At 65.5% G+C, this 24,633-nt stretch carries 23 protein-coding genes and 1 pseudogene; 13 read left to right on the top strand and 11 right to left on the bottom strand.

The window, feature by feature from the left end; translation table 11 throughout:
• Window positions 1–24 precede the first annotated feature (24 nt).
• Both BM150_RS09860 and BM150_RS09855 read right to left on the bottom strand, forming a co-directional pair.
• Complete coding sequence (locus BM150_RS09860; protein ID WP_139219498.1) at window positions 25–342, bottom strand: hypothetical protein; 318 nt, start codon at window positions 340–342, stop codon at window positions 25–27.
• 215 nt (window positions 343–557) lie between these two features.
• A complete protein-coding gene (locus tag BM150_RS09855; protein WP_092926243.1) occupies window positions 558–890 on the bottom strand; it encodes a hypothetical protein in 333 nt (110 codons plus the stop codon).
• Window positions 891–1,016: 126 nt separating this feature from the next.
• On the opposite strand from BM150_RS09855, the gene BM150_RS09850 reads away from it, so the two are divergent.
• From BM150_RS09850 to BM150_RS09840, 3 genes are all read left to right on the top strand, one after another.
• On the top strand, window positions 1,017–1,355 hold the full coding sequence (locus BM150_RS09850; RefSeq protein WP_092926241.1) for a GntR family transcriptional regulator: 339 nt from the start codon (window positions 1,017–1,019) through the stop codon (window positions 1,353–1,355).
• A gap of 141 nt (window positions 1,356–1,496) precedes the next feature.
• Window positions 1,497–2,240, top strand: coding sequence for a helix-turn-helix domain-containing protein (locus BM150_RS09845; protein WP_092926239.1), 744 nt, complete (start codon window positions 1,497–1,499; stop codon window positions 2,238–2,240).
• Between the two features lie 12 nt (window positions 2,241–2,252).
• A complete protein-coding gene (locus BM150_RS09840; protein ID WP_092926237.1) occupies window positions 2,253–2,723 on the top strand; it encodes an NUDIX domain-containing protein in 471 nt (156 codons plus the stop codon).
• Here the strand turns inward: BM150_RS09840 and BM150_RS09835 are convergent.
• Together BM150_RS09835 and BM150_RS23700 are read right to left on the bottom strand one after the other, a co-directional pair.
• Window positions 2,716–3,267 (bottom strand): HD domain-containing protein, encoded by a 552-nt coding sequence (locus tag BM150_RS09835; RefSeq protein WP_092926235.1) that lies wholly within the window; start codon window positions 3,265–3,267, stop codon window positions 2,716–2,718. The two genes, BM150_RS09840 and BM150_RS09835, sit on opposite strands and share 8 nt — an antisense overlap.
• Before the next feature lie 509 nt (window positions 3,268–3,776).
• Window positions 3,777–4,685, bottom strand: coding sequence for a DUF6414 family protein (locus tag BM150_RS23700; protein WP_139219497.1), 909 nt, complete (start codon window positions 4,683–4,685; stop codon window positions 3,777–3,779).
• 808 nt (window positions 4,686–5,493) lie between these two features.
• Between BM150_RS23700 and BM150_RS09830 the strand changes: the two genes are divergently transcribed.
• Entirely contained in the window at window positions 5,494–6,132 is a 639-nt protein-coding gene (locus tag BM150_RS09830; RefSeq protein WP_342752560.1) for a LysE family translocator, read from the top strand.
• Window positions 6,133–6,432: 300 nt separating this feature from the next.
• On the opposite strand, the gene BM150_RS09825 is transcribed toward BM150_RS09830, so the two are convergent.
• Entirely contained in the window at window positions 6,433–7,395 is a 963-nt protein-coding gene (locus BM150_RS09825) for a GlxA family transcriptional regulator (RefSeq protein ID WP_175496759.1), read from the bottom strand.
• Window positions 7,396–7,577: 182 nt separating this feature from the next.
• Here BM150_RS09825 and BM150_RS09820 point away from each other — a divergent pair, with 182 nt between their 5' ends.
• The 3 genes from BM150_RS09820 to putP all read left to right on the top strand — a co-directional run bounded on the left by BM150_RS09820 (window position 7,578) and on the right by putP (window position 11,793).
• Window positions 7,578–8,207 (top strand): HD domain-containing protein, encoded by a 630-nt coding sequence (locus BM150_RS09820; protein WP_092926233.1) that lies wholly within the window; start codon window positions 7,578–7,580, stop codon window positions 8,205–8,207.
• A gap of 406 nt (window positions 8,208–8,613) precedes the next feature.
• Window positions 8,614–9,681, top strand: a complete 1,068-nt coding sequence (locus BM150_RS09815) for a DUF7507 domain-containing protein (RefSeq protein WP_175496758.1) — start codon at window positions 8,614–8,616, stop codon at window positions 9,679–9,681.
• Window positions 9,682–10,275: 594 nt separating this feature from the next.
• Complete coding sequence (gene putP / locus BM150_RS09810; protein WP_092926229.1) at window positions 10,276–11,793, top strand: sodium/proline symporter PutP; 1,518 nt, start codon at window positions 10,276–10,278, stop codon at window positions 11,791–11,793.
• Between the two features lie 228 nt (window positions 11,794–12,021).
• On the opposite strand, the gene BM150_RS09805 is transcribed toward putP, so the two are convergent.
• Window positions 12,022–12,573, bottom strand: coding sequence for a GNAT family N-acetyltransferase (locus BM150_RS09805; RefSeq protein ID WP_092926227.1), 552 nt, complete (start codon window positions 12,571–12,573; stop codon window positions 12,022–12,024).
• Between the two features lie 89 nt (window positions 12,574–12,662).
• Window positions 12,663–12,830 (bottom strand): hypothetical protein, encoded by a 168-nt coding sequence (locus BM150_RS23695; RefSeq protein WP_175496757.1) that lies wholly within the window; start codon window positions 12,828–12,830, stop codon window positions 12,663–12,665.
• A gap of 705 nt (window positions 12,831–13,535) precedes the next feature.
• Here BM150_RS23695 and BM150_RS09800 point away from each other — a divergent pair.
• Together BM150_RS09800 and BM150_RS09795 are read left to right on the top strand one after the other, a co-directional pair.
• Window positions 13,536–13,997: a hypothetical protein gene (locus BM150_RS09800; RefSeq protein WP_092926225.1), complete on the top strand. Its 462-nt coding sequence runs from the start codon at window positions 13,536–13,538 to the stop codon at window positions 13,995–13,997.
• A 59-nt stretch (window positions 13,998–14,056) separates the two neighbouring features.
• Window positions 14,057–15,610: a diaminopimelate decarboxylase family protein gene (locus BM150_RS09795; RefSeq protein WP_175496756.1), complete on the top strand. Its 1,554-nt coding sequence runs from the start codon at window positions 14,057–14,059 to the stop codon at window positions 15,608–15,610.
• A gap of 159 nt (window positions 15,611–15,769) precedes the next feature.
• Here the strand turns inward: BM150_RS09795 and BM150_RS09790 are convergent, their stop codons facing one another.
• Window positions 15,770–16,984, bottom strand: a complete 1,215-nt coding sequence (locus BM150_RS09790; RefSeq protein WP_245755392.1) for a dipeptidase — start codon at window positions 16,982–16,984, stop codon at window positions 15,770–15,772.
• 342 nt (window positions 16,985–17,326) lie between these two features.
• Between BM150_RS09790 and BM150_RS09785 the strand changes: the two genes are divergently transcribed.
• The 4 genes from BM150_RS09785 (at window position 17,327) to BM150_RS09770 (ending at window position 22,195) form a co-directional block, all read left to right on the top strand.
• A complete protein-coding gene (locus BM150_RS09785) occupies window positions 17,327–17,614 on the top strand; it encodes a DUF3311 domain-containing protein (RefSeq protein ID WP_092926343.1) in 288 nt (95 codons plus the stop codon).
• 225 nt (window positions 17,615–17,839) lie between these two features.
• Window positions 17,840–19,501 carry a monocarboxylate uptake permease MctP gene (gene mctP, locus BM150_RS09780; RefSeq protein WP_092926221.1) on the top strand — a complete coding sequence of 554 codons (1,662 nt, stop codon included), beginning with the start codon at window positions 17,840–17,842 and terminating at the stop codon, window positions 19,499–19,501.
• 153 nt (window positions 19,502–19,654) lie between these two features.
• Window positions 19,655–21,313, top strand: coding sequence for an FAD-binding dehydrogenase (locus BM150_RS09775; protein ID WP_092926219.1), 1,659 nt, complete (start codon window positions 19,655–19,657; stop codon window positions 21,311–21,313).
• Window positions 21,314–21,466: 153 nt separating this feature from the next.
• Window positions 21,467–22,195: a PIG-L deacetylase family protein gene (locus tag BM150_RS09770; RefSeq protein ID WP_092926217.1), complete on the top strand. Its 729-nt coding sequence runs from the start codon at window positions 21,467–21,469 to the stop codon at window positions 22,193–22,195.
• Between the two features lie 315 nt (window positions 22,196–22,510).
• On the opposite strand, the gene BM150_RS09765 is transcribed toward BM150_RS09770, so the two are convergent.
• The 3 genes and pseudogenes from BM150_RS09765 to BM150_RS09755 form a co-directional block, all read right to left on the bottom strand.
• Entirely contained in the window at window positions 22,511–22,702 is a 192-nt protein-coding gene (locus tag BM150_RS09765) for a hypothetical protein (protein WP_092926215.1), read from the bottom strand.
• Between the two features lie 125 nt (window positions 22,703–22,827).
• Window positions 22,828–23,751 carry a diacylglycerol/lipid kinase family protein gene (locus BM150_RS09760; protein WP_092926341.1) on the bottom strand — a complete coding sequence of 308 codons (924 nt, stop codon included), beginning with the start codon at window positions 23,749–23,751 and terminating at the stop codon, window positions 22,828–22,830.
• A gap of 266 nt (window positions 23,752–24,017) precedes the next feature.
• Window positions 24,018–24,633: pseudogene (locus BM150_RS09755) on the bottom strand (amino acid permease); the annotation flags it as partial.

Here is a 24,633-nt window from a genome sequence, read left to right as displayed (position 1 = left end):
GAACGTTCCTGTTCACGGATCGGCTCACGAAGCCGATTGCAGCGCGGCGGCCTTGAACATCAGCCCGATTTCTGTTCCCCCGCCTGCGAGGAATTCGTAGGCCCGCACATACGGGCTAAGCAGCTCCACACGATCCCCAGCAGCGAACCCCGAATCCGGAGGACTGTCCAACGTCACCCGGATCTCATCACCACCCCGGGACACCGTTCCCTGACCGTCAAGCGGCTTGACGATCAATCCCACTCGGAATTTCCCGCTCGTGCCCTGCCACGGAGGTTCTGACACCCACGTCAACAACCCATCAAAACGCACACTCTGCGTCTGCCCCGCTCGCATCGTCATCAGCACCCTTCCTTCCTGTCGGGAAACCCTGAAAACCCCCGGCCACACCGAACGCGGCCGGGGATCAACACCATTTCCCGACACACACAAGTGCCGGAAAAAGACACAACTCGGCTCCACTATGCAATTCTCAAACACCAGGATGAAACACACGCCGAACCACGACGCGAATACTCAGAAAAACCCCGAGAACACTCGGAAACGAAAAAGCGGTATCAGCCCACCGGGGTGACACCGGCCGCGCGGAACGTGATCCCGGAAATCTTCTCGCCCTTGCCGTTGACGAAATCGAACGGACTCACCCGAGCATCGACCAGCTCCACCAACGAGCCTTCCTCCACCTCGCCGGGATCGGCATCCAGAGTCACCTTGATCTCCTCGCCCTTCTGTCCCTTGGCCTTGGCGAACAGCGAGATGATGAACAGCGGCAGATTCGTCTTCGCGTCCGTGACGACCTCGGTCATCCCGTCCCGCTCCCGCGTCTTCTGCGTCGGCTCCTCGGTCACCAGCAACTTGTACCCACCCAGATTCACCGGAATGTTCCGCATGACAATCACCTTTCTTTGTTGCCCGTTGCCGACATAGACCAATCTACATCGGTATATATCGCCCTGCAAGGGGGTGTGCCCCGATGAGCTATGTCGGTGTAGGTCGCTTTGGTTAGACTTGGCGCTATGGAGCAGGAAACCCCAGGGCTTGCCGCGTATCAGCGTGTCGCCGAGACCATTAAGCGCGAGGTCCGCTCAGGCACGCTGAGTCCTGGCGATCGTCTTCCCAGCAACCGCGGAGTCGCCGAGAAGTACGAGGTGGCACTCGGGACCGCGCAGAAGGCGTTGAGTGCCCTGGAGGAGGACGGTTGGATCACGACCACGCCGTCCGTGGGGACGTTCGTGAATTCGATCCCTGCCGAACCCGCGCAGCAGAGCGAGGACCTCGCTTCGGCTGTCGCCGAGTTGCAAGCCACGGTCGCGGAGCTGTCCGCCCGCTTGGACGCTCTCGAACAGCAGCGGTGAGGCTGCTCGTGGTGGTGTTTCCGTTCCGCTGTCATGATTCCAGGTTCCCGTGATCAGCGGGACGTCTTCACCGCATGGCGGGACGTTTTGGGACGTCTCGGCTACGATCGCGACGTCCCCGGACGTACTTGGAAGGCAGCGATGCCCCCGAACGAACGGTTACGTGACGCCCTGCTCAAACAAGGAATCACGCCGTCCGAACTGGCCGATCAACTCCAGGTGGACCCGAAAACCGCCGAGCGATGGGTCACCACCGGACGGAAACCACACGCACGCACGCGGCACGCGATCGCCGCGAAGCTGGGGGAGGCGGAGCGCTATCTGTGGCCGGGAGCCGTCTCGGACGACAAGGCACAGCAGGTCAGCGAGTCCGAAATGGTCAAGCTGTATCCGCACCGTAACGCGGTACCCAACGACCTGTGGGATCGCTTGCTCGGCGCGGCGACGTCCCATGTGGACATGCTGGTTTACGTCGGTATGTTCATGACCGAGAAGCCGAATCTGTTGGATCAGCTCAGAAACAAGGCCGCCAACGGAGCACGGATCCGGCTACTGTTAGGAGACCGCGACAGCGACGCCGTGATTCAACGCAGCTTGGACGAGGGAATCGGGCGAAACACGATCTCGGCCAAAATCGACCACGCGTTGGCCTTCTTCAAACCCCTGGCCGACACTCCCGGAGTGGAGATCCGCACGCACGCGACGGTGCTGTACAACTCGATCTACCGCTTCGATGACGAGATGGTCGTCAATCCCCACGTGTTCGGCAAGCTCGCCGCCCACGCGCCAGCCATGCACATTCGCCGTCTCGCGGCGGGTGATCTGTTCAGCACCTACGCGGACAGCTTCGATGCTGTGTGGGACGGTGCTTCGGCGTTGACCTGAGAGGCAGAAGCCATGAGCAAACGGGACTACTACGGCGACCCGCAGGCCCCGAGGGCCAACAGCCTCGTGGTGGCCGTGACCGTGGTGGTCCGCGACGAGTCCGGCCGTGTGCTGTTGATCGAACGCACCGACAACGACCTATGGGCACTGCCCGGCGGAGCACAGGACATCGGCGAGACCACCCGGCAAGCCGCCCTCCGCGAAGTCGCCGAGGAAACCGGGCTCACCGTAGAGATCACCGACATCGTGGGTATCTACTCCGACCCGCAACACGTCATCGCCTACGACGACGGCGAGGTCCGCCAGGAGTTCTCGATCGTGTTCACCGCCCGACCGGTGGAGGGGCGACTACGGCCCAGCAGCGAGAGCCGCCGCGTGCACTGGATCCAGCCCGAGGAACTGGACTCTCTGACCATGCACCCTACGATGCGGATGCGTATCGAGCACGCATTGCAAGAGCGTTCCGAGCCGTATCTCAGCTGACCGCTGCCGAGTCCAGTCGCGTACGCGTGCGATCCACGGCCGCGAGCAGTTCCGGCGATCCCTCGGTGATGAACCGGGTGACCAGATGCTCCGGGCCGTAACGCTGCTGAATCTCGGCGATGCGGTCCCGCGCGTCCACCTCCGTGCCGTCCGGAGTGGTGTTCAAATCGCAGTACCACAACGCATCACGAAGGACACCGCCCTCGTCCACGAAGTCACCGAGTTCGTTCGAGAGCCCGCGAAGTTCGGCCTCCAGCACCGCATACGAGTGATGCGCCACCAGATGCACCAATCGATCCGGAGCACCGATCTCAGCGAGGAAGACCGCCCCGTCCAACGGGTGGAAACCGGTTGTGGCCAAGTCCGGAGCGTAGCCCACATCGTGCAGGACCGCCGCAGCCTCCAACAGATCAGCATCACCACCGGAGATCGGACGAAGTCCCCGAGCACGTTCGGCAACACCCTGAACATGCGACCAACGGCGCGGCAAACTCTCCGCCAGCTTGTCCCGCGAGACCTCGAACGCCCACGCATACAACGTCATAGCGCGACCCTATCCATCCGAACCGACACCCCGATGGGCAAAGCGTGAGTGACCACCGATCGACCCAGTCCCAGTGTGCGTGTGTGTAGAGTTTCTTTTCTTCATCAAGGGCGGCCCCTACCGGGGCCGCCTGCCTACTTGCCTGGTGCGTCCAGGGGAGAGCCGCCCGCCCGCTTGTCCGTGCGGTCGGCCAAGCCAGGCGCCGGGCGTGCGGGCAAGCCCGGTCCCGGCGCCGGCGGCCGACCGCCAAGCGGTGGGCGGGCGGCATCCCCGGACGCGGAGCGGAAGGCAGGCGGCCGGACACCACGGCAGGGGCCGCCGAGGAAGCTCACCACCCGCACACCGGTACGGCCTGACACCGTGGCCGGTTGGGCACCTGTTCCCGCGAAATCCGGTCCCGCCACGGACGCCCTCACCCAGCCACTTCCTACGGACATCCCACCGCGCCCGCGACGTAGCCACGCACCTGGCTGTGCTCCTTATGCAAATAAAGTGAACTGTAATTTCAGTTAGACATAAATTGCAAGCGGAACAACTTGAATCCAGGGAGAATACACCTGAACAGAGGGAACTTGTTGCCGCATCCCGTGGATTTCTAGGTTTTCGGCGAGCTTACCGAAAAGATCTTCCAAGAAGTGATGGGCTATTACCCCCATCGCTCCGCGGCGAACCGTATTCATCGATTGATTGGTGTTGTTTTCTACTTGGGTAACTTTTCCAAGTAGGGTAAAAGTTCCCCCTAGGAACATGCTTTCTTTGTTCGAGGTGAAGTACTCTTCGTCGGTGGCAAATATTGCCTTCACTCCCTGGTTGTTCGCCATAAGGAGGTCGACAACATTGCTTTTTTCTATATCGCCCCTGAGAAGTTCTATGAAAGAAGAAACCAGCTGGATATTGTTTTTATCTGAATCGTCGTACTGCGACTCTGTTCCCTCGATCTCGTCGAATCCTCCGGAAAGATGGAGATCAATGAATGGTTTGACGTTGTCGAAGAAATCAATGAGTGAAGCAAGGGGGTTCGGGGAAACCTTTCCCGAGAACTCTACCACTTCTCCGGGGGATACCGAATTGAGGTCGGAATTTGCCTCTACCTGTGTTATGGCCCCCTCGGAGGAAAGTGTCCTTCTTAGTTTGTTAAACAGTGATGCGGAAGTATGCGTTCGCACAAAGGAATTCTCGACCGATTCATCCTTGCTTTTGTCTTTCTTTAGCTTACCGGAAAGGGAAAGACTAAGCCCGAGAATATCTACTAGAGATGAAGTGGACCCAGAAAGAGATCCTTCGGAGGAGCCGCTTCGGGATTGATTGGTTTTTTCTATTGATTCGCTAGAGTGGCTGACTCCGTCCTCTAGGGTCCCCAGAAAATCCAACATCATCGGAACATCTAGATATGTCGGGTATGTCAGATTGTTTGCCATGCTTTGAGGATTAGAGCTTTTAGCCAAGGCGGATCCCTCCAGTAATCTGTTAACCACCTAGAGTTACTGTATCAATCCATTTTGTACTTCCACGATCGGGGAGCTAAGCGAGCCCGTCGTCTCCGGGGCCAACGCCGCGTGAGTCCGTGGTTGAGTGCTCTTGACTCCCCAGCTTGTCCGCTGGAAGCGGCTGAGTGTCGGATGAGGGAGGGGAGTGGATCGCTCTTGCGTCGCCTGTCGCTGTATCCCCCTTTTATCCCCACGAAACGATGTCAGAGGACCACAAGCGACGGGCAGTGACAGCCGTTTGCTTGTGCAATCGACGCAGGCCGCCGGGGCTACTGGCAACCAACGTCAGACACTGCGAAGTGTCGCCTCAGAATCCACGGGTTCAGGGTTCGAGTCCCTGGCGGCCCACCAGAAGGCCAGGTCAGCGAGTTTCGCCACTGACCGAGCAAGATCACGAGTGCACTTTAGGTGCACAAAATTCGTGTTCCGGTGTGCTGCCCGATGTTCAGCTGTGGTGGAGTTCTTCGCGTGCCACACGGCGGGCGCTCTCTTCCATCTGAGCGATGGTGGGGGAGACGCCGTGATGTTCCTGCATGGCTTGTCGCAACAGGCGGCGCACCAGTGCCGAGGTGGGGATGTGCTCGGTAGCGGCCCACTCGCCAAGCTCACCCTGGGCGAAGTCCGCATACTCGACAGCGGCTCCGGTGGCCGCGTTCGTGCCGAATTCAGCGAATCGCCCGGGGAGGGCAGCAGACGCCGCGCTGTACGAGGCGACTGCCCGCCCGATAGTTTTCGCTTCATGGAGCTCGTGCCACTCGCCTCGTTGCTCGACGTCGTAGTCGTGGAACTGGGCATGGTGCTCAGCCCAGGGCCGAACATGGTTTACCTCGCGTCGCGCTCGATTTCCCAGGGACGGCGTGCCGGACTCGTGTCCCTCGCCGGAGTTGCACTGGGGTTCGGTGTCTACCTCGTCGCAGCGGCAGCCGGTCTCTCCGCTCTCTTCGTCGCCGTACCCGAGGCCTACCACGTGGTGAAGATTCTGGGTGCGGCGTACCTCGCGTGGATGGCCTGGCGGATCCTGCGTCCCGGTGGTGGGTCGCCGTTCGAACCGCGCAATCTGGTCTCACACTCGGCGGCCCGCCTGTTCAGCATGGGGCTGCTGACGAACCTCCTCAATCCCAAGATCGCGCTTCTGTACGCTGCGTTGATACCGCAGTTCGTTGATCCCGGGCTGGGCGCGACGTGGTGGCAGTTTCTGCAACTCGGAACCGCGCAGATCGCGGTTGCCGTGACCGTCAATGGCCTGATCGTGCTCACTGCCGCCGCGCTCGCCGGGTACCTGGCCCGGCATCCCCGTGTGCTCCAGGCGCAGCGCTTTGCTTCCGGCACTCTGCTGGGCTTCTTCGCAGCCAAGATGGCCATCAGCCGCCTCAACTGATCCGCCCGACGGAGGAGGCCCCGTATCATCTTTGCGAAGTGGGGCTCAGCGTCATCCGATTCGGGGAAGAGAGTCCTACGGCTCTGACGTCAACGTCGTGTGAGTTCGCTGCCGTCATTCTTGACTCCCCGGCTTGCCCGCTGAAAACGACCGGGTGTCGGAGGAGTGAGGGGCTTGGGCAGCTGGTTGTCGCCTTCCGTCGTGCTTCGAATCGGCCGGCACGCTCATCCGGCTTGTCGCCGCGGTTCATCGGGAATGCCGGCTCATCAGGGACGCGCGACCGGAGCCGATGCCGCTCCCTCAGCGCGCGCCGCCGTCGTTGTAGTGCGGTTCCCGGTGCGATTCCTGGAAGGTGCGGCGGTAGGCGTTGGGGCTGGTGTGAGCGTCGCGAGCGAGTTGCGTGCGCAGATTGGCGGCGGTGCCCAGTCCGACGCTGCGGGCGATGTCGGCCACGGTGCGGTCGGTGTGCTCCAGCAGCCTGCGGGCCTGGTGGATGCGCTGAGCTGTCAGCCACCGCAAGGGGGTGGTTCCGGTTTGAGCTCGGAAGTGCCGGGCGAAAGTGCGGGGCGCGTACCCGGCGTGCCGGGCAAGATCAGCGACGGTCAGTCGCTGGTCCAGATGCTCGCGCGCCCAGGCGCAGGTCTCGGCCAGGGTGTCCCCGCTGGGAGGCAGTGGCCGGTCCAGCAGCTGGGCCTGGCCGCCACGGCGGTGGGGAGGAACGACCATGCGGCGAGCGATGTCGGTGGCAGCGTCGGCCCCGTGGTCCCGGCGTACGAGATGCAGGCACAGGTCGATCCCGGCGGCCATTCCGGCGCTGGTGGCGATGTCGTCGTGGTCTATGTAGAGCACGTTCGGATCGACCTGGATCCGTGGGTAACGCTGGGAGAGCTCTTCGGTGTAGTACCAGTGGGTGGTCGCGGATCGCTGGTCGAGCAGGCCGGTGGGAGCCAGGGCGAACGCGCCGGTACAGATCGAGACCATTCGCGCGCCCCGCTCGGCCGCGTCGTGCAGCGCCGTGAGCACTTCTCGCGCGGGAACGTCCCGCGGGTCGAAGCCGGGAACGATCACCGTGTCGGCTTCGGCCAGTGATGTGAGCCCCCTCCCGGCGTGGACGGGGACTCCCCCGGTGCCGGGCACCGGGCCAGGGGCGGCGGCACACACCGTGGTGGTGTAACGGTGCGGCTGGCTGCCGAAGACCTCCAGCGGAATCGCCAGATCGAACAGCACGACCTCGGGTAGTGCGAGCACACTGATCTGATGCATCGGCAGCATTCTTGCGCATCTCGTCGTTTCTGCCACTCACGCCGCACGTGAGCGTCACGGCAGGGTCGGGACGTACGCATCGGTGGCGTCGACCGGATCGATGACCACCCACGGCCAGCAACCCACCGACGGAGCGCGCCGCTTCCCGCGTCTGGGAAAGCGGCGCGCGGAGGACGCTCACCATGCACGTCATCGCCGGTATTCGCATTCCCGACAGCACGCTCACCCGTGAGGCACACGCACTGGCCGCGCGGCACAGCCCCGAGTTTCTGCTGCGTCACTGCGAACGCACCTACGTCTTCGGTCGGCTGGCTATCGCTGCGGCGGGACTCCGGGTACGTGAAGAACTCGCCTACGTCGCGGCGCTGCTGCACGACCTGGGGCTCACCGAGCGTCACGGGGGACAGCGGCGGTTCGAGGTCGAGGGCGCCGAAGCCGCGTACGACTGGGCGAGATCCAGCGGCCTGCCGGACGAGGAGGCACGCGCGATCTGGGATGCCATCGCGCTGCACACGTCGATGGGCATCGCGGACCACAAGTCGCCGGAATGTGCCCTGGTGCACTGGGGTGCGGGAACCGACATCGACGGCAGCGGACTCGACCGGCTCGATCCCGCGCGGGTCGACGAGGTTCTCAGCGCGTTCCCACGGGACGGATTCGCCGACCGGATGACCGACACCGTCGAGGCAGCCGCTCGTCGCGCTCCCACCGCCTACGCGCTGACCTGGCTCGCCGAGACCGCTGACCGCTATCACGACACCGCGCTTCCCACCTCCGAGGACGTGCTCGGACGCGATCCGTTCGCCCCTTGAGGGCTCCGCGTGGCTTCGACCAACCGATTCCCCGACCGCACCGCATCGGAGACCATGCCGAGAGCACGGGAATTCGCGTCACACCGTGGGACGGTCGGTTCAACCGGCCACGGCCACACTTCGTCCGAAACGGAGCTGACTCGTTGGCGGGGACCGTTCGGGCGCCGCGTCCCGCGCCCTCGGTGCTCGCCGCGTGCCCGGAGCGCGGGTGGGCAGGGCGAATGCGCGGCACCCGGCATGTTGCTGCGGGGAAGTCGAGCCGTGCGGACCTATTCTGCCCGGTGTCGTTACGCGCATCGCACGCTCCGGTGACGGTGCGCGGCGTTCCCGGACGAACAGGGCGATTATGGTGCGATCCCCGAAGGTGTTCCGCTGTCACGGCATGCGACGGGTCGGGAGGCGCCGAATGGTCGGTGCCGCGTTCGCCGCGTGCCTGCTGTCGATCGGCGTCGCCGACGGCGCGACGGCGACATCCGCCCAGCAGCACCCCGACGCGCCGCGAGACGGCCGGGTCGAAGGCTCCGCTCGAGGTCCGCAGCTGGACATCGCCAAGACCGTGAACCCGAACCCGATGACCGTGGGTGCGGAAGCGGAGTACGTGATCACCGTGACGAACAGCGGTGACACCGACGCCGCGGACGTGGTCGTCACCGACCAACTCGACTCCGCCGTCCAACCGGGAGACCTGCCCGCCGACTGTTCGGCCGACGGCCGAACAGTGACCTGCGGCGGCGAGGGAACCACCGTACCCGCGGGTGAATCCGTCCGGTTCACCGTGCCGGTGACGACGAGTTCCGATCTCGCGGATGGCACCAACATCGTCAACTCGGCCACAGTGGACTCCGCCACGCCGGGTGCCTCCGGGGACAGCACGCGGCTCGTGGCCCAGGCGCGGACCCTGACGAACGTGGTGATCACCAAGGACGGGCCCGCGACTGTCTCGCCCGACGGGACAGTCACCTACACGCTGACCACGACCAATCAGGGCCCCTCCGACGCCGTGGACGTCACGCTGCAGGACGCGACGAACGGCCAGCTCACCACGATCGAGTCCGCCTCGTCGGTGTGCGATTCGGGCGGGTTGACCGTGACCTGTCCGCTGGGAACCCTCGAACCGGGGCAGAGCGAGGTCGTGACCATCATGCTGAGCGTGACCCCCGACGTGCCGGTGGGCACGGTGATCCCCAACTGCGCGGAGATGTACACGGGAACGCGGCAGACCACCACGGAGGACGACCGCTCCTGCGTGGAGACGAACGTCACGCCGACGGATCCGACCGACCCGCCGACGGATCCGACCGACCCGCCGACGGATCCCACGGACCCACCGACCGGCCCGACCGAACCCCCGACCGAGCCCACAGAGCCGACCGATCACCCGGACGAGCCGAAACCCCCGAAGCCGGACCCCGGTGATCTGCCGACCGCTCCCGAGCCGACCCCGAACGACGGCCACCTGCCCGTTACCGGATAGGCGAGCACACCAAGCGACGGGCGGGACGACGCGAGGGCGGAGAGCCCGCGTTTCCCGTCCTCGCGCCGAGTCGCGCGACACCTGACCGAGTGCCGTACACCAGAATTCCATCGCGCGACGCACGTTCGACGTGCCCAGCACGATCGGTCCTGCCGGCAGTGTCACGACCGCGCGGTTCACGAGTCGCTTCGGGCCGGTGGAATAGTGAGAGCCGGTTTCCCGAATGCCCCCGCCGCTGCCGTCGTGCACGCTTCTTTGCTTCCGGGAGCCGTCTGAGCCATTCGAACCGGGCCGGCCCCGGGGGCCCTCCGATGTCTCGCCGCGCCCACGGCGAGTTTCCGGAACATCACGTTTCGTTTCTGGATCATCCACTGGGTGAGATGACGTTATAGTCACTCTTTGGGGTGAGCGTTCGTTGTCCGATCGGACAACGAAAAGGCCGAAATCATGTGACGTCGTACGAATACGCCGTTGCGAATACCACTTACTATCCTTCGAACACTTACCGCGAACACATGCCGACCTCGATCCGCGACCACTGTCGGTGATCCGCTTCGGCGGAGCGCATGTGTCGTCCCGGCTGAAGGAGTATCAGTGTTTGAGATCAGTCCAGCGGTACTGACGACCTTCGCCGCGTATCTGGTCGTCATGCTCGTGATCGGAGTGTGGGTGTACAGACGCACCAACACTCTCGCCGACTTCGCGCTCGGCGGTCGAAACCTCAACGCGCCGACCGCGGCACTGTCCGCGCAGGCCAGCGACATGTCCGGCTGGTTGTTGCTCGGACTTCCGGGAGCTGTCTACGCCCAGGGTGTCGGGGCCACCTGGATCGCGATAGGCCTGGCCCTCGGCACGTACCTCAACTGGCTGTTCGTGGCTCCCCGGCTGCGCACCTACACCGAGCGGGCCAACAACGCCGTCAGCCTGTCGGCCTACCTCGAATCGCGGTTCGAGGACCGCAGCCGTTCGCTCCGGCTGGTCTCCGCGCTGGTGATCGTGGTGTTCTTCACCGTCTACGTGGCCAGCGGCCTGGTCGCGGGGGGAGTGCTGTTCGAGGACGTCTTCGGCGTGGACTCGACGACGGCGATCTCCATTTCGGTGGCTGTCATCGTGATGTACGCCTTCCTCGGTGGGTTCCTCGCGGTGAGCTTCACCGACGTGGTGCAGGGAACGATGATGTTCCTTGCCCTGGTGGTGCTCCCGCTGATCGGTATAGCCCTGCTGGGTGGTTTCGGCGGCCTCGGCGGGGCGCTCACCGAGCGGTCCCCGGCGTTGTTGGACATGGGCCAGGAGGCGAGCTTCACCGACGGGAGCTGGTCGAGCGGAAGCGGCCTCGGCTTCGTCGCGATCGTGTCACTGCTGGCCTGGGGGCCGGGCTACTTCGGGCAGCCGCACATCCTGGCGCGGTTCATGGGAATCCGCAGTGCACGGCACATTCCCGTCGCCCGCCGGATCAGCACCACCTGGGTGCTGGTCACCCTCCTGGGTGCCTCGCTGGTCGGCCTGGTCGGTATCGGCGTGCTCGACCAGCCGCTGGACGACCCGGAACAGGTGTTCATCGCGCTGGCACAGCAGCTGCTCAACCCGTGGATCGCCGGCATCCTGCTCGCCGCGGTGCTGGCAGCGGTCATGTCCACCGCCGACAGTCAGCTGCTCGTCGCCTCCACGGCGCTGACCGAGGACTTCTACCGCGCCTTCGTGCACAAGGCCGCATCGGAGCGGCTGCTGGTGTGGGTCGGGCGTGCCACCGTGGTCCTGGTGGCGCTAGTGGCCTACGTGATCGCGCTCGGCGGCGGAGCCGTGCTGGACATCGTCTCCTACGCGTGGGCCGGTTTCGGCTCCGCGTTCGGCCCGGTGATCCTGCTCTCGCTGTTCTGGTCCCGCATGACCTGGACCGGTGCCCTCGGTGGTGTCGTCGGTGGTGCGGTCACCGTGCTGGTCTGGAAGAACGTGGACGCGCTCAGCGGCACCGGGGTCTACGAGATGATCCCGGGCTGGATCGTGGCCCTGCTGGCGATCGTGGTGTTCAACGGTCTCGGCAAGCGTCCCGCGCGTGACTGGTCCGGGGACATGGCCGAACCGGTCGAAGGCGCCGAGCCGGCCAAGTCCTGAGCCTCGCTGCTTCACGGCGCGGAGGGGCGGTGCATGCCGGGTGCACCGCCCCTCGTGTGTCGCCGGTTCCCCACTCGCCGTCTCCCCGCCCGGCGATTTCGCGAGAAATTGACGCCCACCCTGCGGTTTCGCCCCGCCGAGCGGAGATTTCGCGAGAAATCGACGGCAACGGGTGCCGGGATGCTCGCTCCGCTTTCCGCGCCTGGCTGCTTCGCGAACCGAAATCGGTCAGGAACCCCGGCCGTGCCACTCCTCGGCGAGCACCGCCCAGACCTGCATGTCGTGGCGCCTGCCGTTGAGCGGGAAAGAGCTGCGCAGCGTCCCCTCGTGGGTCATCCCCAGCCGTTTCGCCACCGCGATGCTCCGATGGTTCTCGGCCGAGACCCGGTACTCCACCCGTGCCATGCCGCGAACCCGCACAGCCCAGTCGATCAGGCGTTCACAGGTCCGGGTGATCAGCCCGCCGCCCTGCGCCGCTGCGGAGAGCCAGACCCCCAGCTCACAGCAACCGCTGTGGGTGTCGAACGCTCGGAACAGCGCACCGCCGACGAGCTCATCCCCGCGCCAGATCCCCATGATCCGTCCGGAGTCGTCGGCCTGCTTGTCCGCGTAGTTCCGCAGGAACCGCCGTGCCGACTCCTCGTCGAGGACGATGCCCGCCCAGGGCAGCCACTCTTCCAGGTGCAGCCGGTTGGCATCGGTGAACTCGGCGAACTCCGCCGCCTGCCAGGGCTCCAACGGCCGTAACTCGGCGTCGGCGCCCAACGGGTGAGTGAACACGGCGGCTCCTCTCGAACGACTACCCGCGACCTTCCTACCGGTACGCGCAACCGGATTTCCGGCAACCGCGAGGCCGGGACGTGCCGCCGTCAGGTTGTGGATCCCCCGTCGAGTTGGGTCACGGTGGCGAGCGACGGGCTCTCGGTGCGCCGCAGGTGCTCGGCAACGTTCTCCGCCTCGCGCAGCGCGCGCAGTGGGTTGTGCCGGGTGAGCTTGGCCGGCTCCGCCTCGGACCAGTTCCGGTCCAACCTGAGCATTGGCGATATCGGCCGACAGGGCTGTGTGAACCAAGTCGGTATCATCGCCGGCTCTCGTGCATTCGATGCTGGAGTCAACGGTACTTCCGATAGCGATCTGAAGCCCGTCCTTCATCGGCTGCTCGTCATGGCCCTACTCCGCCCGGTGTTGGACGAAGATCCGGATAACTTGTCTCGGAAAGCGGCGTCGTGGTGATTCCGCGACTTCATGGATGTTGGTCGCGGACGTGCTGCTTTGCGCTTCGCCGCACGAACGAATGTTTCGCTGTGCGATACACGGCTTTGACATTGTCGTTTTTCCGAGGAAATGTGTTGACATGTGAGGTGTTGCCGCGCTTGCCAGCCGTGCTGGCCTTCTCGTGTCCGTAGAGGACGGGGCTCGGATGATAAATACAGGCGGGGGTTACGGTTGGGTGAGCCGGCTGGTGTTTCGGGACGACATCCTCTTTGGTTGCCGATTTGTGCGTATCCAGGAAATCCGACCGCCGGCTTGCGTGAACACTGCTCGTGTTTCCGTGGCGGTCGTGAGTATCAGGTGATCGGAAAAAGGAGCTTTCGATGGGTTTTCAATCGAAACATGTGGTCGACGACCATGCTGTTTCGGTGAACTCGATGGTAGTGGCGATTCGCGATGCTGCGGGGGATTAATGTGAAAATGAATCGACTGTTTGGTTGGTCGTTCGAAAACTTGGAGAAGGGTTCGTCATGTCAGAATTGGAAATCGACGAGGTTGGTCTGACTCCGTTGCTGTCGCCTTACTTGGCGTATGGTTACCGGGAAGATCTGCTGGTGTTGGAATCGGTTAGGTACGATCTGGACGGGATCGAAGGAAACTTTCGGGTCGATCATTTTTTCTGCCCGGGAGACGGCGAGTTTCACCTGTCCGCCACCATGGCCGTGAACTGCTTGTGCCAGATAGCGGTAGTGCATGCCTGCCTGGACTGCGGGCTGGAAAGCAAACCAGGTGAGATTTACACTCCGGAGACGAATATTCGATTTCGTCGACCGGTTCGGAGAACGAAGTTTCCGATCCAAGGGGTTATCGAGAAGAAGCGGGAGCGCGCGCATTCTGTGCACTACGCCATGAGCTTCGACGTCGCGAGCGGGGCATTCTTGGCCGATGGGAAACTCGTGCTTCCGGTGCTGGCCAGTGAGGTGCGACAGTGATGTGTTCCTGGTCGGACGTACTCGACTTCGACCGTGTGGCGCGATCCTGCGGAACACCGGTGTACCTGTTTTCACCCGAGCAGCTGCGGCGCCACGTGCGAGCCTACAGCGGCCTTGTCGGTTCTACCTCGCGAATCACCTACCCGATCAAGGCCAACCCCACCTTACCTGTTCTGCGATGTCTGGTGGAGATGGGAGTCGGCGTCGACTGTGCCACCCCTCAGGAGCTCGCTCTGGCCCGAGCCGCCGGGTTCGAGGAGACTGCCACGTTCTACAACTCCCCGGCGTTGGACATGCCGGTGGCGACGGATCTCGTCCGTCGCGGTGGGACGGTCGTCGTGAACTCTCCCGAGCAGTTGCGTCACTTGGCTGACCACGTGCATCGGGCGGAGGCCAGCAGCGTATTCGTGCGCTGGAACCCGGGACTGCATCCGGTGGGGTCGGGCGGTTCGATTCAGGCGCACGGTACCCGGCATTCGCAGTTCGGAATGGACAGCGAGACCGTACTCGAGACCCTGGCGGAGAGTAAGGTCCCGATCCGGGGGATACACACCCATGTCGGTAGCCAGACTCACGACCTCGCGGTATTCGACGACGCGCTGGAAGGCCTGCACCAGCTCGTGGACAGGATCCACGATTGCACTCGACAACGCATCACCACCCTCAACCTCGGCGGGGGGCTGGCAGGTCCGAGCACTGACCGTGGCGGTGGCCCGGACATCGCGGACCTGGTGCGCACTCTACGATCGCGGCTTCGTGCCGATCTCAGCTACCACGTCGAACCCGGCAACTCGCTGGTGGGGGCGTGCATGGGGCTGTTGACCCGGGTCGTCGCTGTCGACGACAACGGCACCCACCGATGGGGGATCATCGACGTCGGCAGCAACCAACTGCTGCGCAGCACGATCCTGCACTCTCCGCATCCCGTAATGGACCGTAATCACCGTCTTCTCAGCACCGATGGCAGGGACGCCCTCGCAGGCCCCCTCTGCTTCGCCGGTGATCTCGTGCTCCCACGTACCTCGCTGGAGAGCGTGCGACCGGGAGACCCCCTGTTCGTCCAGCACTGCGGCGCCTACTGCCAAGCACTGGGGAACCACTTCAACGGATATCTCGCCCCCGCAACCGTGGCGTTGGGCGAGGACGGCGAGTTCGTCATGGTAAGCACCAGTGAGCCCCCGTGGCTGGACCCCGCTCGGACGACCTACGTGTGGAGCAACGACCAGCCGCACTACGATACGCCGAGGTCGTTTCGACCCACCGAGAGTACGGTCGATCATCGGGAATGGCACCTTCACCACGCGCGACAGATCTCGGCCAACACCTTTTCCTACGAGCTCGATCTTCCTGAGAATCCCGTCCGCACCATCACCTTCTACGACATCATCACCGAACTCGTTCGAATCTCGCTCGCCCGACTTCGTCCTGGTTCCCCGAACGAGGCAGGACTGCACCACTTGGTCACGCGGCACCACACTTCCCAACCGACAGACGGTGAGCACGTGACCAGCCACGTCGGTCTCGGTCCGACGAACGACGGTCTCATCCCGTTCCACCTCACCATCGGAGATCTGGTCACCGCCCACGGCACTGCCACCACCAGCACGTCTTGAGGAAGGCTGGGTAACCGCAGTGATCGCGACGATTTCCGTGACGCGACCAACAGTCCACCGGAACCAGCGGGTGTGATGCTGAGATCCCGGACGCTCTCCGTGCGCCGGGATTCGAACCGAAAGCCGAAATGGTTTTCAACGTGCGGGAACGGACCGGGATCAGCCCGGGGGTTGCCCGTCGAGTTGGGTCACGGTGGCGAGCGACGGGCTCTCGGTGCGCCGCAGGCGCTCGGCCACGTTCTCCGCCTCGCGCAGCGCGCGCAGCGGATTGTGCCAGGTGAGCTTGCCCAGCTCCGCCTCGGACCAGTTCCGGTCGAGCAGCTCGGCGAGCAGGTTGGGATATCCGGCGACGTCGTCGAGCCCCGCGGTGGTGAACGGGGTGCCGTCGAAGTCACCACCGAGCCCGATGTGGTCGATCCCCGCGAGTTCGCGCATGTGGTCCAGGTGATCGGCCACATTGGACACGGTAGCTACGGGTCGTGGCTGGTCCCGCTCGAACTCGGTGCGTGCCCGGTGGCCCTGTTCGGTGCCGTCCAGCGGGTGCAGCCCCAGCCCGGTCAGGTGCGCGTCGACCGCCCTGTCCCACTCGGCCGCCTCCGGCAGCACGAACTTCGGTACGAAGGTCGCCATCGCCACACCGCCGTTGTCGGGCAGCGCCCGCAGCACGTCGTCCGGCACGTTGCGCGGGTGATCGCAGACCGCCCGCGCGCTGGAGTGCGAGAAGATCACCGGAGCGCGGCTGACCCGCAGCGCGTCCCGCATGGTCCCGGCCGAGGTGTGCGAGAGGTCTACCAGCATGCCCAGCCGGTTCATCTCCCGTACCACCGCCTCGCCGAAACGGGTGAGACCACCGGCGGCGGGTTCGTCGGTCGCCGAGTCCGCCCAGGGCACGTTGTCGTTGTGCGTGAGGGTCATGTAGCGCACGCCCAGCTCGTACAGCGCGCGCAGCGTGCCCATCGAGCAGTTGATCGAGTGACCGCCCTCGGCACCCATGAGGGAGGCGAGTCCCCCCGATTCGAGGCAGCGCTCCACATCCGCGGCCGAGTAGGCGGGGATCAGCCGATCCGAGTACCGCTCGGTCAGCCCGCGCACGCAGTCGATCTGCTCCAGGGTGGCCGAGACCGCGGCGTCACCGGTGAGGTCCGTGCGCACGTAGACCGACCAGAACTGCGCGCCCACGCCGCCGGAACGCAGCCGGTCCAGATCGGTGTGCAGTACCGGCGACTGGTCCGTCGCGATGTCGGCGCGGTCGGTGTCGTACCCGACCGCCTCGCGCAACGCCCAGGGCAGGTCGTTGTGGCCGTCGAACACGGGGTGCTCGTGCAGTAGCCGCGCGGCACGCCGCCGCGACTCGGACTCGGTGGGATCGGTCAAGGGGTCCGCCTTCTTCTCGTAGAGTTGTGTCGCTCGATGCCGGGGCAGGCCCGGTGACGTCCGGTTGGGACGTTTCGCCACCGGGGTCGTGCTCGGAGTTCGCTCCGGTCTCGAAGTGTGCCGGACAGCTGATCCACGTGTCCCGGGGATTCCTCCGGCGCGTGTGGCGAGAGCGGCGAAACGCCGCGTCCGATCCCCGAAAAACCGAGCACGCGCCGAGGCCGCGTCCCAATCCGTCGGACGCCCCTTCCCAGCGAGATCGACTCCGGCTAGCATGCTGCTGCCCGAACGGGTGATCCGCACTGCCACGGACAGGGGAGGCCGCCCATGACCGAGCAGCCCATGAGTGAGCCGCCCGTGAGTGAGCCGCAGGGCTCCGGAGCGCGAGCGCGCTTCGGAACCGACCGCTCACCGTGGAACCTGCTGCTGCTCGTCCCGCTGCTGATGCTCGTAACTCCACTGTGGAATCACGACGAGCCCAGGCTGTTCGGGCTGCCGATGTTCTACTGGTCGCAGTTCCTGTTCGTACCACTCGGCGTGGTGTGCGTGGGACTGGTCGTCCGCGCCGCGAACCGCAGGGAACGCGCGGCGACCGAGCGCGCCGCCGAAGGCAACGAGGGGAAGCGCTGACCGATGCTTTTCCTCGTGTCGTCCACTGGCGTGACTCGCCCGGTGCGGCAGCACCGAACCACCACCTCCGCGACTCGCACCGCCGCGGGTTCACCCGCGTCGTGCTCTCGCGAGGACGGCCCGACGTTGTGTAGGTCGCTACCCGATGTCGGGCACCCGGAGCGAGAGCCAGCGGGAGGTTCCGCCACCCGAACCCCCGGCAACCCCGACAGGAAACTCTGAAAAATGCAGTGGATCGAATTCGGCGTTTTTACCGCGCTCTTCCTGTTCGTGTCGGTGCTGGGGTTCCTCGCCACGCACTGGCGCCGAGCCGAGTCCATGCAACACCTCGACGAGTGGGGGCTCGGCGGGCGCAAGTTCGGCTCCTGGATCACCTGGTTCCTGGTCGGCGGTGATCTCTACACCGCTTACACCTTCGTCGCGGTCCCCGCGTTGGTCTTCGGGGCCGGTGCGATGGGTTTCTTCGCGCTGCCCTACACCGTCGTGCTCTACCCGCTGGTGCTGCTGCCGCTGCTGCGCATGTGGTCGGTGTCCAGAGTGCACGGCTACGTCACTCCCGCCGACTACGTGCGCGGCCGATACGGCTCGCCGCTGCTGGCCACGCTGATCGCGGTGACCGGCATCGTCGCCACGATGCCCTACATCGCGCTGCAGCTGGCCGGGTTGGAGGCGGTGCTGCGCACGATGGGACTCAACGCGGGCGGGCTGGCCGGGCACGCGCCGCTGTTCATCGCCTTCCTGGTGCTGGCGCTGTACACCTACCAGTCCGGACTCCGCGCGCCCGCGCTGATCGCGTTCGTCAAGGACCTGCTGATCTACGTGGTCATCCTGGTGGCCGTGTTCTACCTGCCCAGCCGGCTCGGCGGCTGGGGGTCGATCATCGACCAGTCCGCCGCGACGTGGTCCGGTTCGGACTCCGGCGGATCCATCCTGCTCGGGGAGCACAACCAGCTGCAGTACGCCACCCTCGCACTGGGTTCGGCGCTCGCGCTCTTCCTCTACCCGCACTCGCTGACCGGTATCCTCGCTTCCTCCGGTCGCAAGGTCATCCGGCGCAACATGGTCGCGCTGCCCGCCTACTCGTTCCTGCTCGGAATGCTGGCGCTGCTGGGCTACGCCGCACTGGCCGCGGGGGTCGAGCCCATCGTCAACGGCGCCACCGGCGAGCCGGACTCCAACACGATCGTGCCGGTGCTGTTCGACCGGATGTTCTCCGACTGGTTCGCGGGGCTGGCCTACGCCGCCATCGGGATCGGGGCGCTGGTGCCAGCGGCGATCATGTCCATCGCGGCGGCCAACCTGTGGACGCGCAACATCTACAAGGAGCACCTGCGCCCCGGTGCCACTCCGGCCCAGGAGGCCAAGCAGGCCAAACTCGCCTCGCTGGTGGTCAAGTTCGGCGCGGTGCTGAGCATCGTGTTCATCGACCCGCAGTTCTCCATCGACATGCAGCTGATCGGCGGCGTCATCGTGCTGCAGACCCTGCCCGCCGTCGCGATCGCCCTCTACACCAGGTGGCTGCATCGCTGGGCGCTGGTGGCGGGTTGGACGGTCGGTATGGTCTGGGGGCTCTGGCAGCTGTACCTGATCCCGAAGGACCCGGCCACCGGTGAGGGACACTTCGGCGGTTCCGCGATGCCGTTGTCGGACTTCAGCCTCTTCGGCTGGCAGCCGTTGCCGGACATCCGGACCCAGATCTACGTGGGTGCGGTGGCGCTGCTGCTCAACCTGCTGGTCGCGGTGGTGCTCACTCCGCTGCTGCGGTGGTTCGGCGCCGCCGAGGGCAGCGACGCCACCGTCGAGGCCGACTACCACGCCACCGAGGCACCCTCCGGTCCCACCGAGACGGCGGAGGCCGAGACCTCCGGTGAGACCGCCTCGCGGTGACGCACGGTTCGGGAAGCGGCATCCGTGAGTACTGTTTCCGGTCCCGGCCTGTATCGGATAGTGTTTCGTGGCTCACGCCTTGCTCGCGGGAGGACTCGGAGAACTGATCGCGACGGCGTGTGATCGGTCCCGATACTGACGGGAGGCGTGGCAATGGCATCGGACGCGGACGTCATCGTGGTCGGCGCGGGACTCGCCGGGCTGGTGGCCACCTACGAGCTCACCCGCGCGGGCAGATCCGTACTGCTGGTGGAGCAGGAGAACGCCGACAACCTCGGCGGGCAGGCCCACTGGTCCCTCGGCGGACTGTTCCTCGTGGACAGTCCGGAGCAGCGCAGACTCGGCGTGCGGGACAGCTACGAGCTGGCGCTGCGGGACTGGAACAGCAGCGCGGCCTTCGACCGCCCGGAAGCGGATCATTGGCCGCGATGCTGGGCACAGGCCTACGTCGAGTTCGCCGCGGGGGAGAAACGCTCCTACCTGCGCGGCCTCGGGATGCGGTTCATGCCCTTCGTCGGATGGGCCGAGCGCGGCGGCGGCACCGCCAGCTCCCACGGCAACTCGGTGCCGCGGTTCCACTTCGGTTGGGGAACCGGGCCCGAGATCGTGCGGGTCTTCGCCGACCGGGTGCGAGAAGCCGAACGTGCCGGTCTGGTGCGTATCCGGTACCGCCACCGGGTGGACGAGCTGCTCACCTCCGACGGCGTCGCGCACGGCGTGCGGGGCAGCGTGCTGCGGCCCAGCTCGGAACGCAGGGGAGTGGCCTCCTCGCGCGAGGTTGTTGGGGAGTTCGAGCACCACGCGCAGGCCGTGGTGATCACTTCCGGCGGGATCGGCGGCGACCAGGAGCTGGTGCGGCGGAACTGGCCCTCCTGGCTGGGACGGAAACCGGAGCGAATGCTCACCGGCGTCCCCGCCCACGTGGACGGCAGGATGCTCGACATCGGTGAGCGGGCCGGGGCGAGCGTGGTCAACCGCGACCGGATGTGGCACTACACCGAGGGCATCACCAACTGGGACCCGGTCTGGCCGGAACACGGTATCCGGATCCTGCCCGGACCGTCCGCCGTGTGGTTGGACGCCACCGGCGAGCGGCTGCCGGCGCCCTACTTCCCCGGTTTCGACAACATGGGCACGCTGCGCCACATCCTCGGCACCGGCTACGACTACACCTGGTTCCTGCTGGACCAGCGCATCCTGGAGAAGGAGTTCGCGCTGTCGGGTTCGGAGCAGAACCCCGACCTGACCGACAAGAGCCCGCGCAAGCTGCTGTCCAGGGTGCGCAAAGGAGCTCCCGGGCCGGTCGAGGCGTTCAAGCGCCACGGCGTCGACTTCGTGGTTCGGGACGACCTGCGGGACCTGGTGGCGGGGATGAACGAACTCACCGGTGAGTCGCTGCTGGACCCCCGCGCCGTGCGGGAGCGGGTGATGGCCCGCGACGCCGAGATACATCGCCCTTACGGCAAGGACATGCAGGTCTCGGCGATTCGCGCCGCACGGCGGTTCATCAGCGACAGGGCGATCCGCGTGGCCACGCCGCACGGACTGCTGGACAGCGGCAACGGGCCACTGATCGCGGTGCGGCTCCGGTTGCTCACCCGCAAGACCCTGGGCGGGCTGGAGACCAATTTGGACTCCCAGGTGATGCGACCCGACGGCTCCGCGTTCGAGGGGCTCTACGCCGCCGGTGAGGTCGCTGGGTTCGGCGGAGGCGGGGTGCACGGTTACAACGCGCTGGAGGGGACCTTCCTCGGTGGCTGTGTGTTCTCGGGCCGTAGCGCCGGACGGGCACTCGCCCGCGACCTTGGTTAGTCGTGAGGTTCCGCGGCGATTTCGCGAGAAATCGACGCCCACGTGGCCACACCGCCGCACTGGATCGACAATTTCGCGAGAAATTGACGCCCACTGGGCCGCACCCGACAACCGAGAACTTCTCGTCGACCCTTGGCCGAAGATGGGGGTTTCATGACCGAGACGCTCGAACTCATGCCGACCGACTGGCAGCGTGCGCTGGTGATCGTGGCGCATCCGGACGACGTGGAGTTCGCCGCCTGTGCGGCGGTGGCGAGCTGGACCGATGCGGGGCACGAGGTCAGCTACCTGTTGGCCTCCCGGGGCGAGGCCGGGATCGACGGAGTTCCTCCCGAAGAGGCAGGGCCGCTGCGCGAATGGGAACAGCGCGAGAGTGCCGCCCTGGTCGGAGTGCACGACGTGCGTTTCCTCGATCACCGGGACGGCGTCATCGAGTCGGGTATCGCGCTGCGGCGAGACCTGGCGCGCGGTATACGTGAAGTGCGTCCGGACCTGGTGATCACGTTCAACCACTACGACCGCTGGGGATTCGGCGGCTGGAACAGCCCGGACCACCGTGCGGTGGGGCGTTCGGCGCTGGACGCCGTCGGTGATGCCGGCAACCGCTGGATCTTCCCCGAGCTCGTCACCGAGGAGGGGCTGCATCCCTGGAAGGGGGTGAGCCGGATCGCGGTGGCAGGATCACCGCACCCCACGCACGCTGTCGACGTCGGCCCGACCCTCGACCGGGCGGTGGGGTCGCTGGCCGCGCACGCCAACTATCTGGCGGCACTGACCGAGCAGACACCGGCGGACATGGCCCGCGACTTCCTGCACCGCACCACCGCCGAGGCAGGGGCTTCCTTCGGCACCGAGCACGCCGTCGCCTTCGAACTCGTCTAGAGTTCGCCATCTCGGTTGGGCGAGGCGGCTGAAGTGGCGGAACCTCTCGCACGGCTCTCGCTCCGGGAGGCCCGACACCGGGTAACGACCTACACAACGTCGGGGCCGTCCTCGCGAGAGCCGCACGGGAGAACCCGCGGTCGGTCCCGTTGCGAGGGTGGTCTGAGCTCAGCCTCCGGGGTGGTCGGAGTTCGGCACTGGATCGAAGCCTCCCGGCGATTTCGCGAGAAATCGACGCCACCCGCGCCGTGCTACCCCAGCGGCGCGGAGATTTCGTGGGAAATCGACGCTGCTAGGTCTCAACACCGGAGCGTCCTATTCGGACTCGTTTTGGTCGGCCCGCTCGAACTCCGGTGCCCAGACGTGCCAGCTCGACAACTCGATCGGGCACTGGTAAGCGATCAACCTGCCCTCGGTGGAGTTGACCAGGGTCTGTGCCTGCTGTTTGGTGATGATCGCGCGGTGTGCGCACACCGTGCATCGCGGGGCGTTGCTGTAGTTCCACATCGTCAACGGCGGTTGTTCCTCACCGGTATGTCGTGGGGCGGGAGTACGGCGTGTGGTCGTGCGGACCTGGCGCGGTTCCGGAACGTCGCAACCGCTGCTGTCGGACCCGTGCGACTCGCCCGTCCTCACCCACCGTCCACCCAGTCCTGCGGCACGACCACGTGCAGTGCGTTCCGAGCCACCGAGAAGTCCCTCGGCGTCCCCGCGACGAGTTCACCGTCGATGTTGATCGGCATGTTCGGAGTCGTCTCCAGCCGCATTCGCCTGGTGCGGATGTGCTCCGCCTGATCGGTTTCCAGCAGCTTCGTGCTCTTGAAGTTCCGTGCCACAGTGGCCAGCTCGCGGATGTTGCCGTGTTTGATCACCGTCACGTCCAGCGTACTGTCGTCGATGCCGGAGTCGAACACGGCGAGCTGGCCCCCGCCGAAGTAGCGACCGTTGGCCACGGAGACCTGCAGCAGGCTGTTGAACTCCTTCGTCGGGTGATCCCCGTCCGGGAAGGTGAGCCGTGCGGGGAACGGCCGGTGTCGCATGAAACCCCGAGCCGATGCCACCGGATAGGCCAGTGAGCCCACGAGCTTCTTCAGCTTGGGGGACATGGCGGTGGCGACGTTCGAGCCGATGCCGACCGATGCCCGGTTCGCGTAGTAGTTGTTGCCGCACAGTCCGAGGTCGATGTCGACGACCTTGCCTCGGGCGATGGTCTCGCACGCCTTCTCGATCTCGGTCGGGATCTCCAGGGTGCGGGCGAAGTCGTTCGCCGTACCCAGCGGCAGCAGTCCCATCGGAACACCTGTGTGGGCGAGCACGTCGACCACCGAGCTGATCGTGCCGTCACCACCACCGATGATCACGAAGTCGTGCTCGTCGTCGATGGCGGCCCGTACCGTCTCCACCAGCCGCGCGGGGTCCCGGAGCGGATAGGTGGTACCCAACGGGACCCCCAGTTCCGTCAGACTCCGCACGGCCTGCGTGTAAGCGATGCTCCCGGTCCGGGAAAGCGTGTTGACCACGACCGCAACCCGGTTCAATCCGCCGCTGGTGGACACCACTGCTCCCGTCTGCCTGCTGCGCCTACATTCCGAAGGGCTTACACCCCGAAGTGTATGCGGGGTGTCGCGATGCTTCGTCGGTGTGTGGTGTGTGCTACTCCATCGGCGAGCCGGTGTCGCCCGCCACGGGGCACGTGTGCGGCGACCGGAGGCACGCACAGGGGAACTCGCCGGAACGAGAACGGGGCGGGACCACGCGGTCCCGCCCCGGCTGCGATCTCGCCGTTTCCGGATCTTTCGGTCCGAAAGCGGCCGTCGACGACTCAGCTCGCTGTCGCGGGCGCGTCGGTCGGGGTCTTCTCGATGTAGGCGGCGGCGCGGCGCGCGGGCAGTCGTACCGCTATCGCGTAGAAGTACATCGCCACGCTCCACACCGCGATCACGAGCGAGCCCAGACCGATGCCGAGGAATCCGTCACCGCCGTTGAGCAGGCTGCCGGCGGCCTCTGCGCTGGCGTCCATCTCACCGAAGTAACTGAAGATCATCAGTCCGGCGAGCCAGACCGGGAACCAGGAGCCCGCCTTGAAGTCGACCGGCGGCGTGTCGTGCTTGGTGGTCACGTGGTAGATCACGAACACCACGTAGCCGACCAGCAGGCCGATGAGCATCTTCTCGTTGATCGACCAACCCGACCAGAACACCAGCAGGCCGGAGGCGATGAACGCCAGCACCGGGATCAGGTCTCCGCCGGGCAGTCGGAAGGGGCGGTCCTGGTCGGGCAGCTGCCTGCGCAGCGCACCCACCACCAGGCAGCCCGGTGCGAACGAAACGGCGAAGGCGGAGCTGATGAAGCCGATGAACTTCGACCACGCCGGGAAGGGCAGGAAGAAGAAGCACCCGACCACGAACATCAGCAGGATGGACACCCACGGCACGCCC

The sequence above is a fragment of the Actinopolyspora alba genome (assembly GCF_900112765.1).
GTDB lineage: Bacteria > Actinomycetota > Actinomycetes > Mycobacteriales > Pseudonocardiaceae > Actinopolyspora > Actinopolyspora alba.
The sequence above is the reverse complement of the archived record's forward strand: the minus strand, read 5'-3'. Positions and strand labels throughout refer to the sequence as shown.